The 19,342-nt window shown below is 62.4% G+C and carries 19 protein-coding genes; 15 read left to right on the top strand and 4 right to left on the bottom strand.

Annotated elements, in window-relative coordinates; genetic code table 11:
• The first annotated feature begins 77 nt into the window (after window positions 1-77).
• Window positions 78-842 carry a DUF1194 domain-containing protein gene (locus tag GR183_RS12170; protein WP_160775922.1) on the top strand — a complete coding sequence of 255 codons (765 nt, stop codon included), beginning with the start codon at window positions 78-80 and terminating at the stop codon, window positions 840-842.
• Here GR183_RS12170 and GR183_RS12165 read toward each other — a convergent pair.
• The gene (locus GR183_RS12165; RefSeq protein WP_160775921.1) at window positions 806-1,315 is read right to left on the bottom strand and encodes a hypothetical protein; all 510 of its coding nucleotides are present in this window, start codon (window positions 1,313-1,315) and stop codon (window positions 806-808) included. The two genes, GR183_RS12170 and GR183_RS12165, sit on opposite strands and share 37 nt — an antisense overlap.
• A 318-nt stretch (window positions 1,316-1,633) precedes the next feature.
• On the opposite strand from GR183_RS12165, the gene GR183_RS12160 reads away from it, so the two are divergent.
• The 6 genes from GR183_RS12160 to ilvD all read left to right on the top strand — a co-directional run bounded on the left by GR183_RS12160 (window position 1,634) and on the right by ilvD (window position 8,363).
• Window positions 1,634-2,794 carry an ABC transporter substrate-binding protein gene (locus GR183_RS12160; protein ID WP_160775920.1) on the top strand — a complete coding sequence of 387 codons (1,161 nt, stop codon included), beginning with the start codon at window positions 1,634-1,636 and terminating at the stop codon, window positions 2,792-2,794.
• 114 nt (window positions 2,795-2,908) lie between these two features.
• Window positions 2,909-3,826: a branched-chain amino acid ABC transporter permease gene (locus tag GR183_RS12155; protein WP_160775943.1), complete on the top strand. Its 918-nt coding sequence runs from the start codon at window positions 2,909-2,911 to the stop codon at window positions 3,824-3,826.
• A gap of 1 nt (window position 3,827) precedes the next feature.
• Window positions 3,828-4,808, top strand: coding sequence for a branched-chain amino acid ABC transporter permease (locus tag GR183_RS12150; protein ID WP_160775919.1), 981 nt, complete (start codon window positions 3,828-3,830; stop codon window positions 4,806-4,808).
• Window positions 4,801-5,553, top strand: coding sequence for an ABC transporter ATP-binding protein (locus GR183_RS12145; protein ID WP_160775918.1), 753 nt, complete (start codon window positions 4,801-4,803; stop codon window positions 5,551-5,553). Before GR183_RS12150 ends, GR183_RS12145 begins: the two co-directional genes overlap by 8 nt.
• Window positions 5,550-6,260, top strand: coding sequence for an ABC transporter ATP-binding protein (locus GR183_RS12140; protein WP_160775917.1), 711 nt, complete (start codon window positions 5,550-5,552; stop codon window positions 6,258-6,260). Before GR183_RS12145 ends, GR183_RS12140 begins: the two co-directional genes overlap by 4 nt.
• Before the next feature lie 261 nt (window positions 6,261-6,521).
• Window positions 6,522-8,363 (top strand): dihydroxy-acid dehydratase, encoded by a 1,842-nt coding sequence (ilvD, locus tag GR183_RS12135; RefSeq protein WP_160775916.1) that lies wholly within the window; start codon window positions 6,522-6,524, stop codon window positions 8,361-8,363.
• A 265-nt stretch (window positions 8,364-8,628) separates the two neighbouring features.
• On the opposite strand, the gene GR183_RS12130 is transcribed toward ilvD, so the two are convergent.
• The gene (locus GR183_RS12130; RefSeq protein WP_160775915.1) at window positions 8,629-9,108 is read right to left on the bottom strand and encodes a GNAT family N-acetyltransferase; all 480 of its coding nucleotides are present in this window, start codon (window positions 9,106-9,108) and stop codon (window positions 8,629-8,631) included.
• Window positions 9,109-9,651: 543 nt separating this feature from the next.
• The gene (locus GR183_RS12125; protein ID WP_160775914.1) at window positions 9,652-10,131 is read right to left on the bottom strand and encodes a DUF1203 domain-containing protein; all 480 of its coding nucleotides are present in this window, start codon (window positions 10,129-10,131) and stop codon (window positions 9,652-9,654) included.
• A 150-nt stretch (window positions 10,132-10,281) separates the two neighbouring features.
• On the opposite strand from GR183_RS12125, the gene GR183_RS12120 reads away from it, so the two are divergent.
• Window positions 10,282-10,590: a hypothetical protein gene (locus GR183_RS12120; protein ID WP_160775913.1), complete on the top strand. Its 309-nt coding sequence runs from the start codon at window positions 10,282-10,284 to the stop codon at window positions 10,588-10,590.
• On the top strand, window positions 10,580-11,131 hold the full coding sequence (locus GR183_RS12115) for a hypothetical protein (protein WP_160775912.1): 552 nt from the start codon (window positions 10,580-10,582) through the stop codon (window positions 11,129-11,131). Before GR183_RS12120 ends, GR183_RS12115 begins: the two co-directional genes overlap by 11 nt.
• A 57-nt stretch (window positions 11,132-11,188) precedes the next feature.
• Here GR183_RS12115 and GR183_RS12110 read toward each other — a convergent pair whose 3' ends face one another.
• A complete protein-coding gene (locus tag GR183_RS12110) occupies window positions 11,189-13,528 on the bottom strand; it encodes a bifunctional salicylyl-CoA 5-hydroxylase/oxidoreductase (RefSeq protein WP_160775911.1) in 2,340 nt (779 codons plus the stop codon).
• A gap of 121 nt (window positions 13,529-13,649) precedes the next feature.
• Here GR183_RS12110 and GR183_RS12105 point away from each other — a divergent pair, with 121 nt between their 5' ends.
• From GR183_RS12105 to GR183_RS12080, 6 genes are all read left to right on the top strand, one after another.
• Complete coding sequence (locus GR183_RS12105; RefSeq protein ID WP_160775910.1) at window positions 13,650-14,420, top strand: SDR family NAD(P)-dependent oxidoreductase; 771 nt, start codon at window positions 13,650-13,652, stop codon at window positions 14,418-14,420.
• 22 nt (window positions 14,421-14,442) lie between these two features.
• A complete protein-coding gene (locus GR183_RS12100; RefSeq protein ID WP_160775909.1) occupies window positions 14,443-14,976 on the top strand; it encodes a MarR family winged helix-turn-helix transcriptional regulator in 534 nt (177 codons plus the stop codon).
• Entirely contained in the window at window positions 14,973-15,833 is an 861-nt protein-coding gene (locus GR183_RS12095) for an enoyl-CoA hydratase family protein (protein WP_160775908.1), read from the top strand. The genes GR183_RS12100 and GR183_RS12095 overlap by 4 nt, the downstream gene beginning before the upstream one ends.
• A gap of 1 nt (window position 15,834) precedes the next feature.
• On the top strand, window positions 15,835-17,034 hold the full coding sequence (locus GR183_RS12090) for an acyl-CoA dehydrogenase family protein (RefSeq protein ID WP_160775907.1): 1,200 nt from the start codon (window positions 15,835-15,837) through the stop codon (window positions 17,032-17,034).
• Window positions 17,035-17,099: 65 nt separating this feature from the next.
• Window positions 17,100-18,740, top strand: a complete 1,641-nt coding sequence (locus tag GR183_RS12085; RefSeq protein ID WP_160775906.1) for a benzoate-CoA ligase family protein — start codon at window positions 17,100-17,102, stop codon at window positions 18,738-18,740.
• A gap of 46 nt (window positions 18,741-18,786) precedes the next feature.
• On the top strand, window positions 18,787-19,230 hold the full coding sequence (locus GR183_RS12080) for a RidA family protein (RefSeq protein ID WP_244313724.1): 444 nt from the start codon (window positions 18,787-18,789) through the stop codon (window positions 19,228-19,230).
• Window positions 19,231-19,342 lie beyond the last annotated feature (112 nt).

Raw genomic sequence — 19,342 nt, 5'->3', positions numbered from 1 at the left:
TCGATGCCTTCGTGAGAGATTGATTTGATTTTTAAGCTTTCCGCCCGATCATAAGGAGCCTGACGAAGGAGAGGCGGATGGCGCTTGGTGGAAAATTCCGAAAAGCGGTCGCAGGTGGAGTTATCCTCGCGAGCGCGCTTGGCGCAGCGGCGGAGTTATCCCCGGCCAGCGCTTGCCAGCTTGCACTGGTTCTTGCGATCGACGTTTCATCGAGCGTCGACAGCGAGGAATACCAACTCCAGTCAAGGGGCCTCGCCCGCGCATTGTCCGACGACGAAGTGAAGGACGCGATCCTTTCGACAGGCGGGATATGGCTCTCGAGCTTCGAATGGAGCGGGCGGCACAAGCATGTCGTGCAGGTCGACTGGGTGTTTCTCGACGATGGTGCGCTGATCGATGCGACGGCGGCGCGCCTTGCGAAAACGCAGCGCGCTTCGACCGAATTTCCGACCGCGCTCGGCTATGCGCTGGGCTACGCCTCGGTTCACCTTAAGAGGGTGCCGGAACCTTGTTTCCGCAAGGTCGTGGATGTTTCCGGCGACGGGGTGAACAATGAAGGCTTCGGGCCGGACAAGGCGTATAACGCCTTCGATTTCAGCGGTGTGACCGTGAACGGGCTGGTGGTGAAGGGGGCGGACCCGGACCCTGAGGAATACTACAGACGCGAGGTGAGGCGCGGTCCGGGAGCGTTCGTCGAGGTCGCTAGAGGCTATGGCGACTATACAAGGGCGATGAAGCGGAAATTGCTGCGCGAGATCAACGGCGGGGCTTTCGCCGATCTACGCTGGGGAGAAACGTTCGCGTTTCAGCGGCAGCCGTCAAGGCGAGAGCCCGCGGAATAGAGCCCGCCACGGTCGCGCGAGCGCGCGCCTTCGATAACCCGCGTCGTGGAAGAACAGTCTTCGGGCCTTGAGGGCGGGGGCAAGGGTGCGCCTGTGAGGCACGCCTCGTAGGCACGGTCGTAAAGGGCCTGCCACTCGGCGGGATCGACTGTTCCCAAGGCATCGAGCACGCCGATTGCGGCACCCGCCCTTGCGCCCCGCCGCGCGCCGCGCGGGCTCCAGCCATCCGGTCCGGGCCGACGGCCCGTCAAACCGCCGACGACCGCGCCGTCGATACCGCCTTCTATCGCGCCCGCCGACAGGTCGGCCCCGGCGACTGCGTGACGATCCGCATACGCCGCCGCCGGGGCATCGCATGCGCCGAGTTCCGGGACGGAGTCGGCAAATGACGGCGAATGCCTGCCCATGATCGCAAGGCCCAAAGGACCTGCGAGGACGGCTGCCATCGTCAATTTTTTCAAGGCGAGACGCATGTCGCGCTCCCGATTCGCCGGTTCGGACGGGCTCTTTGCAAAAAGAGCTGGAGACCGGCCGGTCATCCGGCCGCTTACGCCGCGACCGCAAAAACAAATCTCGCATCAAATGGTTACCAGCCTATCAAACCGAAGCGCGAGGCAGGCTTTTGCGTTCAAAAATGCCGGCCGCCGTGATTTACTCTGCCAACCCGCAGGCAAGGGCTTCACACAGGAATTATTTTAGGCTTAAACTAATTCCTGTCGAACAAGATGAAGCGCACCGGAAATCCGGGAGCGGGGGCACGGAATAACGCGCTCATAGAGGGGAGTGACAAAATGAAAAAGCTACTGACGGCAGCGGTAACGGCTGCCGCGCTGGGACTTTCGGGCATGTCCGCCCAGGCGGAAAGCCTGAAGATCGGCTTCCTCGCCACGCTGTCCGGCCCGCCAGCCGCCCTTGGCGAGCATATGCGCGACGGCTTCCTGCTCGGCGTCAAGGAAGCGGGCGGCAAGCTCGGCGGCCTCGATACCGAAGTGGTGATCGTCGACGACGAGCTGAAGCCGGATGTGGCGCGCACGAAGGTGCAGGGGCTGCTTGAGCGCGACAACGTGGACATTCTGGCCGGCGTCGTTTTCTCCAACGTGATGATGGCGATCTACAAGCCGGTCATCGAATCCGAGACGATCCTGATCAGCGGCAACGCCGGGCCGTCGCCGATCGCGGGCAAGGCCTGCTCGCCCTATTTCTTCTCCACCTCCTGGCAGAACGACCAGAACCACGAGGTGATGGGCGAATATGCCAAGGAACAGGGCTATGGCCGGGTGATCCTGATGGCGCCGAACTACCAGGCGGGCAAGGATTCCATCGCCGGCTTCAAGCGCCACTACGACGGCGAGGTGGTGGACGAAATCTACACCAAGCTCGGCCAGCTCGACTTTTCTGCCGAAATCGCGCGGATCGCGGACGCCAAGCCCGACGCCATCTTTACCTTCATGCCGGGCGGCATGGGCGTGAACCTCGTCAAACAATACGCGCAAGCCGGCCTCAAGGACACGATCCCCTTCCTTTCCGCCTTCACCGTGGACGAGACGACGTTGCCGGCAACCCAGGACCAGGCCGTCGGCCTCAAGTCCGGCTCGCAGTGGGCATCGACCCTCGACAATGCGGCGAACAAGCACTTCGTCGAAGCGTTCGAGAAGGAATACGGCTACGCTCCCTCGCTCTACGCCTCGCAAGGGTATGACGCGGCACGCCTCATCGACGGTGCGCTGAAGAAGGCCGGCGGCAAGGACAAGGAAGCGCTTATGGCAGCCCTTGCCGAAGCCCCCTTCGACAGCGTGCGCGGCGACTTCAAGTTCAACACCAACCACTTCCCCATTCAGGACTTCTACGTGGTGGAAGGCGCCAAGCGCGACGACGGCAAGTACGTCGTCAATGTCGTCGAGAAGGTTTTCGACGACCAGGGCGACGCCTACGCGGCCGATTGCCCGATGTAAGCAGACGACCAAGCGCGGGCCGGGGAGACGGACTCTCCGGCCCGGCTTTTTGTTTTTATCTGCGGCGAAGTGCTGCCGCGTGAGATACCTACCCAAGAGGCGAGCCCCGTGAGCATGACCCTGCTCGCCGTTCAAACACTGAACGGCCTACAGCTCGGCATTTTGCTGTTCCTGATCGCCGCCGGCCTGACGCTGGTTTTCGGCGTCATGGATTTCATCAACCTTGCCCACGGCGTGCAATACATGCTGGGCGCCTATCTGGCGGTCGCGGGCTACGGGCTTACAGGTTCCTTCTGGCTCGCCATGCTGCTCGCGCTTGCCGGTTCGCTGATCATCGGCCTCATTCTGGAGATGCTGGTGTTCCGCCACCTCTACGACCGAAGCCATCTCGACCAGGTGCTGGCGACATTCGGCGTGATCCTGTTCCTGAACGAAGGTGTGAAGGTGATCTGGGGTTCATCGCCGCTGACGCTGCCGGTCCCGGAAATCCTGTCCGGCTCGATCCCGATCAGCGACGGCTTGCTCTATCCCGTCTTCCGCATCGCGCTGATCGTCTCCGGCCTGGCGGTCGCCGCACTTCTCTATGTGCTCGTAAGCTGGACGCGCGTCGGCATGCTGGTGCGGGCGGGCGCGACGAACGCGCAGATGGTCTCCGCCCTCGGCGTCAACATCCGCAGGCTCTTCATGTTCGTCTTCGGCTTCGGCGCGATGCTGGCCGGTTTCGCCGGCATCATGGCGGCGCCCATTTTGGCGGTGGAACCGGGCATGGGCGACAACCTGCTGATCCTCGCTTTCGTCGTCATCGTGATTGGCGGCATCGGCTCGATCCGTGGCGCGTTCATGGCGGCGCTTATCGTGGGGCTCGTCGACACCATCGGGCGTTCGCTTGCGACCGACATCGCGCGACTGCTCTTCCCGCCCGCCGCGGCCAACGACGTCGGCCCCGCCGTTGCCTCCATGCTGATCTATATCCTGATGGCGGCCGTTCTCTTCTTCCGGCCGAGCGGCCTCTTCCCGGCGAGGGCGGGCTGATATGACGGCAGTAGCATCCGACAAGCAAGCTGTGGCGACGCCGATTTTCCGAGCGCGCGTTTTGCCGGCGATCATTCTCGCCGCATTCGCTCTTCTTCCGCCGCTTGCCATGGCGCTCGACGACAGTTTCCTCGTCTTCTTCGCGATCCGGGTGATGATCTTCGCGATCGCCGCCGTCAGCCTGGCGCTGATCCTCGGCTTCGGAGCGATGGTAAGCTTCGGGCACGCCGCCTATATCGGGCTCGGGGCCTATTGCGTCGGCATCCTCGCCGAAAACGGCATCTGGGAGTTTTACATAAGCCTGCCGGTGACGCTGCTCGTTTGCGGGCTCTTTGCGGCGGTCACAGGCGCGATCAGCCTGAAGACGCGCGGCGTCTATTTCATCATGATCACGCTCGCCTTCGGGCAAATGGCGTTTTTCACCGCGACCTCGCTTTCGGCCTATGGCGGCGACGACGGGCTGACGATCTGGGGGCGAACGGAGGTGTTCGGCTCCAGCGTGCTTTCCGACCGCACGACCTTCTACTACGTGGTGCTCGCCTTTCTCGCGGGCGCGTGGTGGCTGTGCGCGACGCTCGTCAATTCGCGTTTCGGGCGGGTGCTGCAAGGCGCGCGGCAAAGCGAGATGCGGCTGCAGGCGATCGGCATCGAGCCTTACACCTATCGCCTTGTCGCATTCGTGATCGCCGGCATGCTGGCCGGCATTTCCGGCGCGCTTCTCGCCAATGCGGCGGAGTTCGTCTCGCCCGCATACATGACCTGGCACCGCTCGGGCGACCTTATATTCATGGTGGTTCTTGGCGGGCTCGGCTCGTTCGCCGGTGCCGTTCTGGGGGCGACCGGCTATCTGGTGCTGGAAGAGGTGCTGTCGCATGTCACCGAGCATTGGCGGCTCATCTTCGGCCCGTTCCTGATCCTCGTCGTGCTGTTCGCGCGCGGCGGGCTGATGGGCCTCATTCCGGGAGGCAAGCGCCATGAGTGAGCCTATCCTGACGCTTGACGGGCTTGAAAAGAACTTCGGCGCACTAAGGGTGACCGACAAGGTCTCGCTCGACGTGCTGCCCGGCGAGATCCACGCCGTCATCGGGCCGAACGGGGCGGGCAAGACGACGCTGATCGGCCAGATCTCGGGCTCGCTTCGCCCGGATAAAGGGCGGATCGTCTTCGCCGGGCACGACGTCACGCAGCTTTCGATGGACAAGCGCGCGAGGGCGGGCCTTGCCCGCTCCTTCCAGATCACCACGATCCTGCCCGAATTCACCGCACGAGAGAATGTCGCGCTCGCCATTCAGGCGCGGCAGGGGCATTCGTTCCATTTCCTGAAGAACGTCTCGAAGGACGAAGCGCTGAACGCGGAAGCCGGGCGTTACCTGACCGACCTTGGCCTCGGCAACCGGGCGGACGTTCATGCGGGCGCGCTGTCGCACGGGGAAAAACGCTCGCTCGAAATCGCCATTGCGCTCGCAAGCGAGCCGAAGCTGCTGCTCCTCGACGAGCCGATGGCGGGCACGGGACGCGAGGAAACCGACCGGCTGGTCGAAATCCTCAACAGGCTGAAGGGCCGCTACGCGATGATGCTTGTCGAGCACGACATGAGCGCGGTCTTCGCGCTTGCCGACCGGATATCCGTGCTTGTCTACGGCGCGGTGGTGGCGACGGGAACGCCCGAGGAAATCCGCAACGACCCGAAGGTGCGCGAAGCCTATCTCGGCGAGGAGGCGGCATGAGCGCGCTTCTGGAAGTCTCCGGTCTTGAGGCGGGCTACGGTGAGGCGCAGGTGCTTTACGGCATGCGTTTCGCGGTCGGCGAGGGCGAGGTCGTCACGCTCATGGGCCGCAACGGCATGGGCAAGACGACGACGATCCGCACCATCATGGGGCTTTTGAAGCTGGAAGGCGGCAAGGTGGTCTTCTCCGGCGAGGACCTGACCAACGCGCCGCCCTACAGGATCGCGCAGGCGGGCATCGGGCTGGTGCCGGAAGGGCGGCAGATCTTCCCGACCCTCAGCGTGGAGGAGAACCTGATCGCCACCAGCGCCAACCGGCGGAACGCGAAGCCGGGCTGGACGCTTGAGCGGGTCTACGAGTTCTTTCCAAGGCTGAAGGAGCGGCGGAAAAACCTCGGCAATCAGCTTTCAGGCGGCGAACAGCAGATGCTTGCCATCGGCCGGGCGCTGATGACCAACCCGAAGCTTCTGATCCTGGATGAGGCGACGGAGGGGCTCGCCCCGCTGATCCGCGCCGAAATCTGGGCCTGCCTCGACCGGCTGAAGGGGGAGGGACAGTCGATCCTCGTCATCGACAAGAACATCGATGCGCTGGAAACGCTCGCCAACCGCCATGTGGTGGTGGAGAAGGGGCAGGTGGTGTGGACCGGCGACACGGATGCGCTGAAGGCCGACCGGGGCGTGCTTGAGAGGTATTTGAGCGTTTGAGGGAGCGCCTACACTAGTGTTTGTCATGCCCGCGGAGGCGGGCATCTCGCGCGGTATGGCCACGGAAAGCGGCGGGAGATCCCCGCCTTCGCGGGGATGACAGGGGGATCTTGGCAATAAACACCATCGTCAATACGACCCCCGGCGAACCGTTTCGGCCTTTTCCGCCCTTTCCCCCGCACTAAAAAACTGACAAAACACCGGGTCACGAAGGCCGGTGTCGATTTTCGCCGGCTTGCAGAGAAATACCGAGGTTTCGTCATGCCCCCTTATCGCTCCAGAACCACCACCCATGGCCGCAACATGGCCGGTGCGCGCGGACTTTGGCGCGCGACGGGCGTGAAGGACGGCGATTTCGGCAAGCCGATCATCGCCGTGGTGAACTCCTTCACCCAGTTCGTGCCGGGGCATGTGCACCTGAAGGACCTTGGCCAGATGGTCGCGCGCGAGATCGAGGCGGCGGGCGGCATCGCCAAGGAATTCAACACCATCGCCGTCGATGACGGCATCGCCATGGGCCACGATGGCATGCTCTATTCGCTGCCTTCGCGCGAGATCATCGCCGACAGCGTGGAATATATGGTCAACGCCCATTGCGCCGACGCGATGGTGTGCATTTCCAACTGCGACAAGATCACGCCCGGCATGCTGATGGCCGCGATGCGACTCAACATTCCCGCCGTCTTCGTTTCCGGCGGGCCGATGGAAGCGGGCAAGGTGAAGCTTGCCGGCAAGGAAAAGGCGCTCGACCTCGTCGACGCCATGGTGGCAGCCGCCGACGACAGCGTGTCCGACGAGGACGTGCAGACGATCGAACGCTCCGCCTGCCCGACCTGCGGTTCGTGCTCCGGCATGTTCACGGCGAACTCCATGAACTGCCTGACGGAGGCGCTGGGCCTTGCGCTTCCCGGCAACGGATCGACGCTGGCGACCCACGGCGACCGCAAGCGGCTCTTCATCGAGGCGGGGCACCTGATCGTCGATCTCGCCAAGCGCCATTACGAGCAGGACGACGAGAGCGTGCTGCCGCGCGCTATCGCCAACCGCCAGGCTTTCGCGAATGCCATGACGCTCGACATCGCCATGGGCGGCTCGACGAACACGGTGCTGCATCTTCTCGCTGCCGCACAGGAAGGCGAAATCGATTTCGACATGAGCGACATCGACAAGCTGTCGCGCAACGTACCGGTGCTCTGCAAGGTGGCGCCCTCGGTCGCGAACGTTCACATGGAAGACGTGCACCGCGCCGGCGGCATCATGGGTATCCTCGGCGAACTGGACCGGGCCGGGCTGATCGACACGTCGCTGCCGACGGTTCATTCCGAAACCATGAGCGATGCGCTCGACCGCTGGGACATCAAGCGCACGAATTCGGATACGGCGATCAACTTCTACCGGGCGGGGCCGGGCGGTATTCCGACGCAGGTCGCCTTTTCGCAGGATTGCCGCTACGACAGCGTGGACGACGACCGCGAGAGGGGCGTCATCCGCTCCAAGGAACACGCCTTCAGCCAGGACGGCGGGCTTGCCGTTCTCTTCGGCAATATCGCCGAGGAAGGCTGCATCGTGAAGACGGCGGGCGTCGACGACTCGATCCTGAAGTTTACGGGCAAGGCGAAGGTCTTCGAAAGCCAGGATTCGGCCGTGCGCGGCATCCTCGGCAATCAGGTTCAGGCGGGTGATGTAGTCGTCATCCGCTACGAGGGTCCGCGCGGCGGGCCGGGCATGCAGGAAATGCTCTATCCGACAAGCTACCTGAAATCGAAGAAGCTGGGCGCGGCCTGCGCGCTCGTCACCGACGGGCGGTTTTCCGGCGGCACCTCGGGGCTTTCCATCGGCCACGCTTCCCCGGAAGCGGCTGAAGGCGGGGCGATCGGACTTGTCGAGGAAGGCGACACGATCGAGATCGATATCCCGAACCGGACGATCAACCTTGCCATCTCCGACGAGGAACTGGCAAAGCGCCGCGCGGCGATGGAAGCGAAGGGCGATCAGGCCTGGAAACCGACCGAGCAGCGCACGCGCAAGGTGACGGCGGCGCTCAAGGCCTACGCCAAGCTGACGACGTCGGCGGCCAAGGGCGCTGTCCGCAAGGTGGACTGAGGGAAGGCGGATCACTTATCATTCCCCGTCTCCACGGGGACAAGCCCCGCGTAGGCGGGAATCTCGACGTGCATGACGGGAGATCCCTGCTTTCGCGGGGATGACAAGCTTATCTAGAGCGCTTTCCCTTCAGGTGGAATCACCTGTAGGATAAGAAATCGCTCCAGAATCAATACCTTGAGAATATTCTTGCCGTTCAGATCGGTTCAATCTGAACGGAATATGCTCTAGTGTCCAATCAGCGTGCTTACGTTCGCGGTCGACTTCAGGATATGCGCTTTTGCATGATCGGCTCACCGCCCTTAATGCGGCCCGTCTCTTGCCATCCACGCTTTGCATAGAAATCGGGAGTTGCCGCCGTTAGGAGAAGGCGCGCACATCCTTTAGCCGCAGCATACTCCTCAAGGTGACTTAGAAGGGCGCCTCCGCAGCCTCGCCCTCGTGCGACGTAAACCGTATAAAGGCTGGATACCCAGGGGCCAGGCTCATCCGTTGGATCTTCCTTTTCGACAATGCTTATTGTCGCGATCGGAACGCCGGTTGCAGAAATTGCGATCCAAATTACTGGCACGCCGTGCAGATTGCATCGCTGAGACACGCGCTCAATTGATGTCTCTAAGCTTGCGCCCTCACGCCGATACCCCCACTCGTCGTAAAGCCATTTTGCAACGACGGGAATGAATTGTGGGTAGTTTGCAAGGTTCTCAATGCGGAATTTCAGATTGGCAGCTGAAGATTTGCTCATTGTTTGGAGGGTAACTCACGACTTTAAATTACGATTTTTCCAGTGCGGCTTGATCAGCGAGCACTGGATGAAATCTAACATGGTTGCCCGGGTCTAGCCCCACTCTTGTCCAGTTAAAATTGCTCGCTGTTGGCGAGCCTGTTGAAAGGTTGGCCGATTTGGGATCATTTCTGGAACAAGACACGCTGCAAGGTCAATGATATCCGAATCCGGCGCACACGGCGCCGGACATTGGTAATCTCCATGCCTCATACCCGGAGTCGCCTCGGACTTGATCCGGGGCCTATTCCACATTGCCAAATGCATTGAAATATCAAGCAGTTAGCGGTAGTCATCTACTGTAATCAATGCCGCTCTTGCCTGTTGCACCGTGATTGGACGCCCGCTCAAGGCGGGCGCGACGGCGGAGTGTGGGCGAGTGCCATGCAAAAAAGCCCCAATGAGATATCTTTACCGAACAGCAGTGGGTCTAGCCCGGACAATACGTCTGAGATGGGATTTTCCCAATTGCATTTGGTGGCATATTGCTGACGGCAAGGCCGTTCAGTCCGCCGCGTCCCGCTCGATCCGCGCCTGATAGCAGTTGTTGGATGCCGAGCGCAGGTGGACGTAGGCGATTTCGGGCTTTTCCAGCAGTTCCTCCGCGTATTTGGAGACGTCCGCCGTCGGCACGATCCTGCCGGTGCCGTAGACGATGCGGTTGTCGGCACCGTAGCCGCGAACGTTCAGATGCTCCCAGCCGAGGAACATGTCCGGCGTATCTTCCGCGTCAGGATGGCGCTCGCAGTTTTCCGCGCAGAGGAAGATCGGCCCGACCTCCGCATAGGGTTGTGCCTCGTCAAACGGGCGGTGCGAGAGGATGAGCATCGGCTTTCCGTCCGCGATTTCCTTCAGGCAATGGCGGCAGGGCGCCTGACCGTCCGATACGCCTTTTTCCGGCACATGTCCGTTGGCATCCTTGCCTCCCTCGCGGTAGTGGCGGGCGATTTCGCTCGGCAATGCCTGAAAGCGGATCTTCGTCATGGGCGTCTCCTTCGTTTTTCGATGGAAACAGCCAGTATCGGGTGGAACAGGGCGTCGCGACCCGATTTGCGAGCGGAGGTTGACGGGTGGATTATTTCTCCTGCAATCTGAAGGCGAAAAAACTGGCTTTATTTGTTTCAGGATGTCTTAATGGAGGACTTTGCCGGCGTATGGAAGTCAATCTTCACAGCGTTGAAGGGACACCCCGAAGCGGTTTTTGGAGCGACCTGCCTGCTCGTCGGGGCAGCCTTGCTGTCGAGTGGCGTTAACGGCGTTCTTGCAGGCGGATTTCCACTATGCGTATACGTCATATATAATACACGCATGAAGTCGAAAGAGGCCCATGACCGGCGAATGGCCGAATTGAACGTTGAGAGCGTAGAAGCCCAAGAGGGGCGAGAGACGCTGAAGCGCATGCAACGGAGAATTGCCGGAAAGGTGGCGAGTGATGCCGATTGAATCGACGGACTTGCTTTGGTTTATCACTATGGCCAGTGCAGGGCTGGCGTTTGGGGCGATAATACGAAACCGCAGATTGGCGCTGCACAAGAGAGCGCATGAACTCAGGGCGGCTAAGCTCGTTCTTGAAGCCCACTATGATGCGGTCAATGCGATCGTTGACGATGAAGAAGTGCCAGTCGAGGCATTAAGGGCATTGGCGTTCCTGACTGAAGCGATTTCCTCGGAGGAAAAATCCCAAGCGTTTAAGCGCAAACTCCTGGATATCGACGCAAGAAACGAAACTGAAGGCCCGAAATGGTACGCTCAGTTCAAAGAGGTTGCATCGCGAAGGCCCGATCTGGCGGATAACTTCAACAAGGCCATTACCAGTGGTATCGCTGCAATGTTTACGCGGTGGCCGAATGGATGTCTCGACGTGGAGATTAGCATCGTCAATTTGGCGTCCGACGAAAAGAGGCGAGCCTTAATTGCGGATCGCCTCTCCAAATTCGGCAGAGGGGATGAGCCACACTTTCCGGATGGCGTGGCCGTCATCTAGATATATCGAAATGGTCGTATTTCAGAAAACCCCGCTTCAGCGGGGTTTTCAATGTCGTTACTCCGCCGCTTCGCGCATGGCCGGATTGTGGGTCTTGGGCTTGGCCTTCAGCTTCAGCTCGATCAGCTCCTCGCGGTCGCGCTCGGCATTCCGGAGGAGCTGCGCCTTGCCGGGTTCGTATTGGACCGGGGCGAAGATGCCGCTGACGCCGTATTCGCCCGCCGCACGCAGCGTGAAGGAGGGATCGGCCAGATGCGGACGTCCGAGCGCGATAAGATCCGCACGGCCTGCCGCCAGGATCGTGTTCGCCTGATCGGCGGATGTGATCGCGCCGACCGCCATTGTGGCGAGCCCGCCTTCGTTCCTGATCTGGTCGGCGTAAGGCGTCTGGAACATGCGCCCGTAAACCGGCGCGCTTTCCGGTGCCGTCTGGCCGGTGGAACAATCGACAAGGTCGGCACCCGCATCGGCAAAGGCTTCGGCGATCTTCACCGCATCGTCGCCGGTAATCCCGCCCTCGATCCAGTCGGTCGCGGAAATGCGGACCGACATAGGCTTGTCGTTCGGCCAAACCTCGCGCAGCGCCTTGAAAACCTCCAGCGGATAGCGCAGGCGGTTTTCGATCGACCCGCCGTATTCGTCCGTCCGCTTGTTGGTGACAGGCGACAGGAAGCTCGCCAGCAGATATCCGTGGGCCGAGTGAAGTTCCAGCATGTCGAAGCCACAGTCTATGCCGCGCTTCGCGGCGGCAATAAATTCGCTTTTCACCCGGTCCATGTCCTCGCGCGTCATTTCGCGCGGCACCTGGCTTTCGGGATAATAGGAAACCGCCGAGGCGGAGATAATCGGCCATGCCTCACCTTCCGGCAAAGGCTGGTCCATGCCTTCCCACATCAGCTTCGAGGCGCCCTTGCGGCCCGCGTGGCCGAGCTGGAGGCAGATCTTCGCCTTCGAATTCGCATGAACGAAATCGACGATCCGCGTCCAGGCGGCCTGTTGCTCGTCGTTCCAAAGCCCGGTGCAGCCGTGGGTGATGCGGGCGTCCGGCGCAACGCAGGTCATTTCGGTGAAGATGATGCCGGCCCCGCCAACGGCGCGTGCGCCGTAATGGACGAAGTGGAAATCGGTCGGCATGCCTTCCTTGGCGGAATACATGCACATGGGCGAGACGACGAAGCGGTTTTCAACCGTCATTCCGCGCATCCTGAACGGCTGGAAGGCGGGCGGCGCGGGGTTTTCGACATCCACATCGAAGCCCTGGGCGCGCACGGATTTGGCGAAGACCTGGCTTGCCTCCTTCACGAACTCCGGTGCGCGAAGCTCCAGATTGTCATAGGTGATCGCCTTTGAACGCGTCATCACGCCGAAGGAGAAGGTGACCGGATCCATCGGCCAGTAGCGCTTCACGTGCTCGAACCAGACGAGCGAAACATCCGCCGCGTGCTGGGTTTTCTCCACGTCCTCGCGGCGCGTCGCCTCGAAATCGGCAAGGGCGGCCTCGACCGTATCCTTGCGGCGGAAGCTTTCGTAAAGGGCGATTGCATCCTCCATCGCGAGCTTCGTGCCCGAGCCGATGGAGAAATGCGCCGTCGACTTCGCGTCGCCCAGAAGCACGACGTTGTCCATGGTCCAGCGCTTGTTGCGGATCATCGGGAACTGACGCCAGAGCGAACGGTTGATCATTAGCGGATGACCGTCGAGTTCCTCGGCGAAGACACCTTCGAGGAAACGGGCCGATTCTTCCTCCGACATGTCGCCGAGGCCGGCCTTGTCGAAGGTTTCGGGATCGGTTTCCAGCACCCAGGTCGAGCGGCCGGGCTCATACTGGTAAGTGTGGGCGATGAAAATGCCGTGCTCGGTCTCCTTGAAGTAGAACGTGAAGGCGTCTAGCGGCTTGGTGGAGCCCATCCAGGTGAACTTGTTGGGGCGAAGGTCGACCTGCGGCTGGAAATGCTCGCGATTCTGCTCGCGCACGAAGGAGTTGATGCCGTCGGCTGCGACGATGAGGTCGGCGCCCGCCAGTTCGTCGAGGCTCTTGATCTCGGTCTCGAAATCCATCTCGATGCCGAGTTCGCGGGCGCGGTCCTGCAGGAGCAGGAGAAGCGTGCGCCGGGAACAGCCGCAAAAGCCGTTGCCGCCGATCCGGTGAAGCGAACCCTTGAAGTGGATTTCGATGTCGTCCCAATAGGCGAAATTCTCGGTAATCGCCTTGTAGCTGGGAAGATCATACTCCTCGAACGTGTCGAGCGTCTGGTCGGAAAAGACCACGCCGAAGCCGAAGGTGTCATCCGGGCGGTTGCGCTCGATCACCCGGATGCGGGCGTTCGGCCGCTGCTTTTTCATGAGAATGGCGAAATAGAGCCCCGCCGGTCCGCCCCCGATCACTTCGATCCGCATCGGCCTTACCTCCTGCCTGTTCCGGGCCGGCAATCCGTTTTGCCGGCCTCGGTGCGCTTGCGTCCTTCTGCGAGATATTTTAAGCTTAAAATAATTCGTGACGCAACGGTGGGAAAAACACGTGGCCGCTTTACCCCTTCACGGACACCATGCGCTGGTCACCGGCGGTTCGCGCGGGATCGGCGTTTCGATCGCCAAACGCCTGGTTGGCGAGGGCGCGACGGTAACGATCCTCGGCCGCAACCAGACGCGGCTGGAGCAGGTCTCGCACGAGATCGGCGCGCATGGCTTCGTCTCCGCAGATGTGACCGACCGCGATGCGCTTCGAGCGGCTATCTCCGAGGCGGAGGACGTGCATGGGGGGGTGGCGATCCTCGTCAATAACGCTGGGGCGGCGGAAAGCGCGCCTTTCCTGAAAGCGCCGCCGGACCTTTTCCAGCGGATGCTGAGCGTCAACCTGGAAAGCGTTGTAACCGCGTCGCAGGCCGTGTTGCCGGGCATGATCGCCGAAGGCTATGGGCGGATCATCAATATCGCCTCGACCGCCGGGCTGAAGGGATACCGCTACGTGTCCGCCTATGTGGCGGCGAAACACGCGGTCGTTGGACTGACGCGCGCAATGGCGCTCGAGACCGCCGAAAAGGGCGTGACGGTGAACGCCATCTGCCCCGGTTTCGCCGATACCGATCTCCTGCGGGCAAGCGTTGAACGCATCGTGGAAAAGACCGGTCGCGCGGAGGCGGAGGTGATTTCGGAAATGGTGCGCGACAACCCGCAGAAGCGGCTGATCGAGCCGGAAGAGATCGCCGACACGGTCGCGTGGCTGGCAGGCGAAGGCGCGCGCAGCGTGACCGGCCAGTCGATCGCGATTGCTGGCGGCGAAGTGATGTGAGTCGAGCTTGATCGAGGTGAGCATGAGCGAGCGGGACGTAGCCGAGGCAATCGCAATCGACGCGGAAACGCGCACCCACGGCCATGGCGACCACAAGGACGAACTCAGGCTGTGGCTGAGGTTGCTGACCTGCACGAACCTGATCGAAGCCGAAATCCGCTCGCGGCTGCGCGAGCGCTTCAACGTCACGCTGCCGCGCTTCGACCTGATGGCGCAGCTTGAAAAGGCGCCTGACGGAATGACGCTCGGCGAGCTTTCACGGCGAATGATGGTTTCCGCCGGAAACGTCACCGGCCTTGTCGACCGGCTGGTGCAGGACGGGCTTCTGGAACGCCACGCAGCACCCGCCGACCGGCGCTCCTCCCTCGTCAAGCTGACGGCGAAGGGCCACGAAAGCTTCGCCACCATGGCGGAAGCCCACGGCGACTGGATCGGCGATTTTTTCAATCAACTGGACGACGGCGACATGGGCGAACTCATGCGCCTGCTGGGACGCACGAAAGCATCCGTGCGCCGGGCGATGGAACAAAGCGACGAGCAAGGAAACGAGGAATGAGCGAGCAGGCTGGCCTTTCAGGCGCCCGGGAAAGCTACGACATCACGCTGCCGGTCAGAAACTACACGCCGCGCCACTTCCTGCTGGAGGTGAAGGGCAAGACGGCGACCGTGACGCTGAACCGGCCCGAGCGCAAGAACCCGCTGACGTTCTCCTCCTACGCCGAGTTGCGCGACCTCTTCCGCGCGCTGCAGTTCGACGACGAGGTGAAGACCATCGTGATTACCGGAGCTGGCGGCAACTTCTGCTCCGGCGGAGACGTGTTCGAGATCATCCAGCCGCTGTTATCCCGCGACATGCCGGGGCTTTTGCAGTTCACGACGATGACGGGCGAACTGGTGAAGGCGATGCGCGCCTGCCCGCAGCCGATCATCGCCGCGATCGATGGCATATGCGTGGGAGCGGGCGCGATCATCGCCATGGCGTCCGACATGCGCATCGGCACCGCGAACGCCAAGGTCGCCTTTCTCTTCAACAAGGTGGGCCTTGCCGGATGCGACATGGGTGCCTGCGCGATCCTGCCCCGGATCATCGGCCAGGGACGGGCGTCGGAACTGCTTTACACCGGTCGCGTGATGAAGGGCGAGGAGGCGGAACGCTGGGGCTTCTTCAACCGGCTTGTTGAGACGGAAGCGGTGCTGGGCGAGGCGACAAAACTGGCCGAGGAGCTTTCGGCGGGGCCCACGTTCGGCAACGCCATGACCAAGCGCATGATGCATATGGAATGGGACATGTCTATCGACCAGGCCATCGAGGCCGAAGCACTGGCGCAGGCCGTTTGCATGAAGACGGAGGACTACCGGCGCGCTTTCGAAGCTTTCGCCAATAAAGAGACGCCGGTCTTCGAGGGGAACTGAGATGATCGACAACAGCTTCCTCAACTGGCCGTTTTTCGAAGAGCGCCACCGGGTGCTGGCGGCGGCCGTCGAACTCTGGGCACGCGAGAATGTCGGCGGGCTCGTCAGTCACCACGATATCGACGGGAGCTGTCGCAGGCTTGTGGAGGCAATGGGGCAGGCGGGCATCCTGAAACACGCCATCCCCGCTGCTTACGGCGGCGAGAGCGACACCCTCGACGTGCGTTCGCTCTGCATTGTCCGCGAAACGCTTGCCCGCTTCGACGGGCTTGCCGATTTCGCTTTCGCCATGCAGGGCCTCGGCACCGGGTCGATCTCGCTTTACGGCTCGGACGAATTGAAGGCGCACTACCTGCCGCCTGTCGGGCGGGGAGAGAAGATCGCCGCCTTCGCGCTGTCGGAACCCGAAGCGGGATCTGACGTCGCCGCCCTCGCGACGACGGCGGAGCCCGACGGGCCGGACCACGTCGTCATCGACGGCGAGAAAACCTGGATCTCGAACGGCGGGATTGCCGATCACTACGTCGTCTTCGCGCGAACGGGCGAGGCGCCGGGCGCGCGTGGGCTGACCGCCTTCGTCGTCGATGCCGATACGCCGGGGCTGACCGTGAAGGAGCGGATCGACACGATCGCCCCGCATCCGCTGGCGACGCTTTCCTTCAAGAACGTTCGCGTGCCGGCTTCCCATCAGCTTGGCAAGGGGGGCGAGGGCTTCAAGGTGGCGATGGCGACGCTCGACATCTTCCGCTCAACGGTCGGGGCGGCCGCGCTCGGTTTCGCACGCTCGGCCCTCGACGAGACGATCTGCCACACGATGACGCGCACGCTTTTCAACGCGCCGCTTTCCGACCTGCAAATGACGCAAGCGACGCTCGCCGACATGGTGGCCAAGGTGGATGCGGCGGCTCTGCTGGTCTACCGCGCCGCCTGGACGAAGGACCAGGGGGCCGAACGGGTCACGCGCGAGGCAGCGCTTGCCAAGCTCGTCGCGACCGAAAACGCACAGGAAGTGATCGATAGCGCCGTGCAGCTTCACGGCGGCAAGGGGGTGACCATCGGCTCCAAGCCGGAAGCGCTCTACCGCGAGATCAGGGCGCTTCGGATCTACGAGGGCGCATCTGAAATCCAGAAGGTGGTGATCGCGCGTCAGGCGGTCGCCGAGCACGCGGCGAGAAAAGCGAAGAAGATCGCGGCGGAATGAACAGCCGGGCATCCGTCCTCCCAGACCCGGGTGCCCGCACGACAGGAATATCGAGGGGTTCAGTGATGGCGAAATCAGCGCATGTGGATACATTCGCAGCCGACAACCTGCCGCCCAAGGACCAATGGCCGGACTTCATCAATCTCGACCGGCTGGGCTATCCGGAGAGGATGAACTGCGCCGTCGAACTGGTCGACCGCAACATCGTGGAAGGGCGCGGCGGCAAATATGCGGTGATCTCGAAGGACGTGCGCTGGACCTACACGGAGCTCGCGCACACGATCAACCGCATCGCGCATGTGCTGAGCGAGGACCATGGCCTGAAGCCCGGCAACCGGGTTCTTCTGCGCTTTCCCAACTCGCCGATGATGGTGGCCGTCTATTTCGCGGTGCTGAAGGCCGGCGGCATCGTGGTCGCGACCATGCCGCTCCTGCGCGCGAAGGAGCTTGTCGTGATCGCGCGAAAGGCCGAGATCGATCTCGCCGTCTGCGACCACCGCCTTGCCGAAGACATGGAAAAGACGCTTGCCCAGTCCGGTTTCCTGAAAACCGTGATCTATTCGGGAAGCGGCGAGCCGGACTCGCTTGAAGCGCAGATGGCTGAAAAGCCCGAAGACTTCGCGGCATGCGACACGGCCACGGACGATGTCTGCCTGCTCGGCTTCACGTCCGGCACGACGGGCGAGCCAAAGGCGACAATGCATTTCCACCGCGACATGCTGGCGATCTGCGACTGCTACTCGAAAGAAGTGCTGAAGCCGCAGCCGAGCGACGTCTTCATCGGCTCGCCGCCGCTCGCCTTCACCTTCGGCCTTGGCGGGCTGGTGCTCTTCCCCTTCCGCGCGGGCGCGACGGCCATTCTGCTGGAACGCGCCGGACCCGACGACCTGCTGGAGGCGATTCCCTTCTACAAGCCATCGGTGGTCTTCACCGCACCCACGGCCTACCGCGCGATCCTGCAGAAGCTCAACGGGGCGGATATCTCTTCGCTGCGCAAATGCGTTTCCGCCGGCGAAGCGCTGCCAAAGGCGACCTTCGAGGAATGGAAGGCGGCGACCGGCATCTCGATCATGGACGGCATCGGCGCGACCGAGATGCTGCATATCTTCATCGCGGCCCGGGAAGAGGAAATCCGCCCCGGCTCCACCGGCAAGCCGGTGCCCGGATACGAGGCGAGAGTGATCGACGAGAACGGCAACGACGTGCCGGACGGCACGCCCGGCCGCCTTGCCGTGCGCGGGCCGACAGGCTGCCGCTATCTCGCGGACGAGCGGCAGAAAAAATACGTTGAAAACGGCTGGAACGTCACCGGCGACACCTACATCCGCGACGAAGACGGCTACTTCTGGTATCAGGCGCGCTCCGACGACATGATCATCTCATCGGGCTACAACATCGCCGGGCCCGAGGTGGAAGGCGCGCTGCTGACCCACCCGGCGGTGGCGGAATGCGGCGTGGTCGGCAAGCCCGATCCCGACCGGGGGCAGATCGTGAAAGCCTACATCGTGCTGAAACCGGGCAACACCGGGGATGCCGCGCTCGTCAAGGAATTGCAGGATTTCGCCAAGGCGGAGCTTGCGCCCTACAAGTACCCGCGCGCGGTGGAGTTCGTCGACCGGCTTCCACGCACCGAAACCGGCAAGCTGCAGCGCTTCGCGCTTCGCACGATCGCAGCGGATGAGGCGGGCGACCGCGCCGCGTCCTGACGCTGTGGTTTCACAAGATGCAGATGTTTTTAAGGGAGTGACCGCCTTGAGCGTGACCGAGATTTCCACCGATAAGGATTCTGGCGCATCGAGCGGCCTTGAAACGCTTCTTCCCGAAGGATGGCCGAAGCCCAGAGGATACGCCAACGGCATGGCGGGCGAGGGGCGGATCGTGCTCACCGGAGGGCAGGTGGGCTGGACGCCTGACGGCGTGTTCTCACCCGACTTCATCGAGCAGGTGCGCCAGACGCTGGAAAACGTCGTCAAGGTGGTGGAGGCGGCCGGCGGACGGGCTGAACATATCGGACGGCTGACGTGGTACGTCACCGACATCGAGGCCTACCGCAATTCGCTGAAGGACCTCGGGCCGGCCTACCGCTCCGTGCTCGGGCGGCACTTCCCGTCAATGGCGGTGGTGCAGGTACTCTCGCTCGTCGAGCCGGAAGCGAAGGTGGAGATCGAGGGAACGGCGATCATCCCGAAGGGGTAAGGTGGTAGAGGAAGTTGACTTCCCCCCCCCCCCCCGCCGCTTGCCGCCCCCCCTCCCCCCCCCGGGGGGGGGGGGTTTTTTTTATTGGCTGGGTTTTTGTTTTGGTCTCCCC

The organism is Stappia sediminis (genome assembly GCF_009826895.1).
GTDB classification, from domain to species: domain Bacteria; phylum Pseudomonadota; class Alphaproteobacteria; order Rhizobiales; family Stappiaceae; genus Hongsoonwoonella; species Hongsoonwoonella sediminis.
Note: the sequence above shows the minus strand (reverse complement) of the source record. Positions and strands in the feature narration are given on the sequence as shown.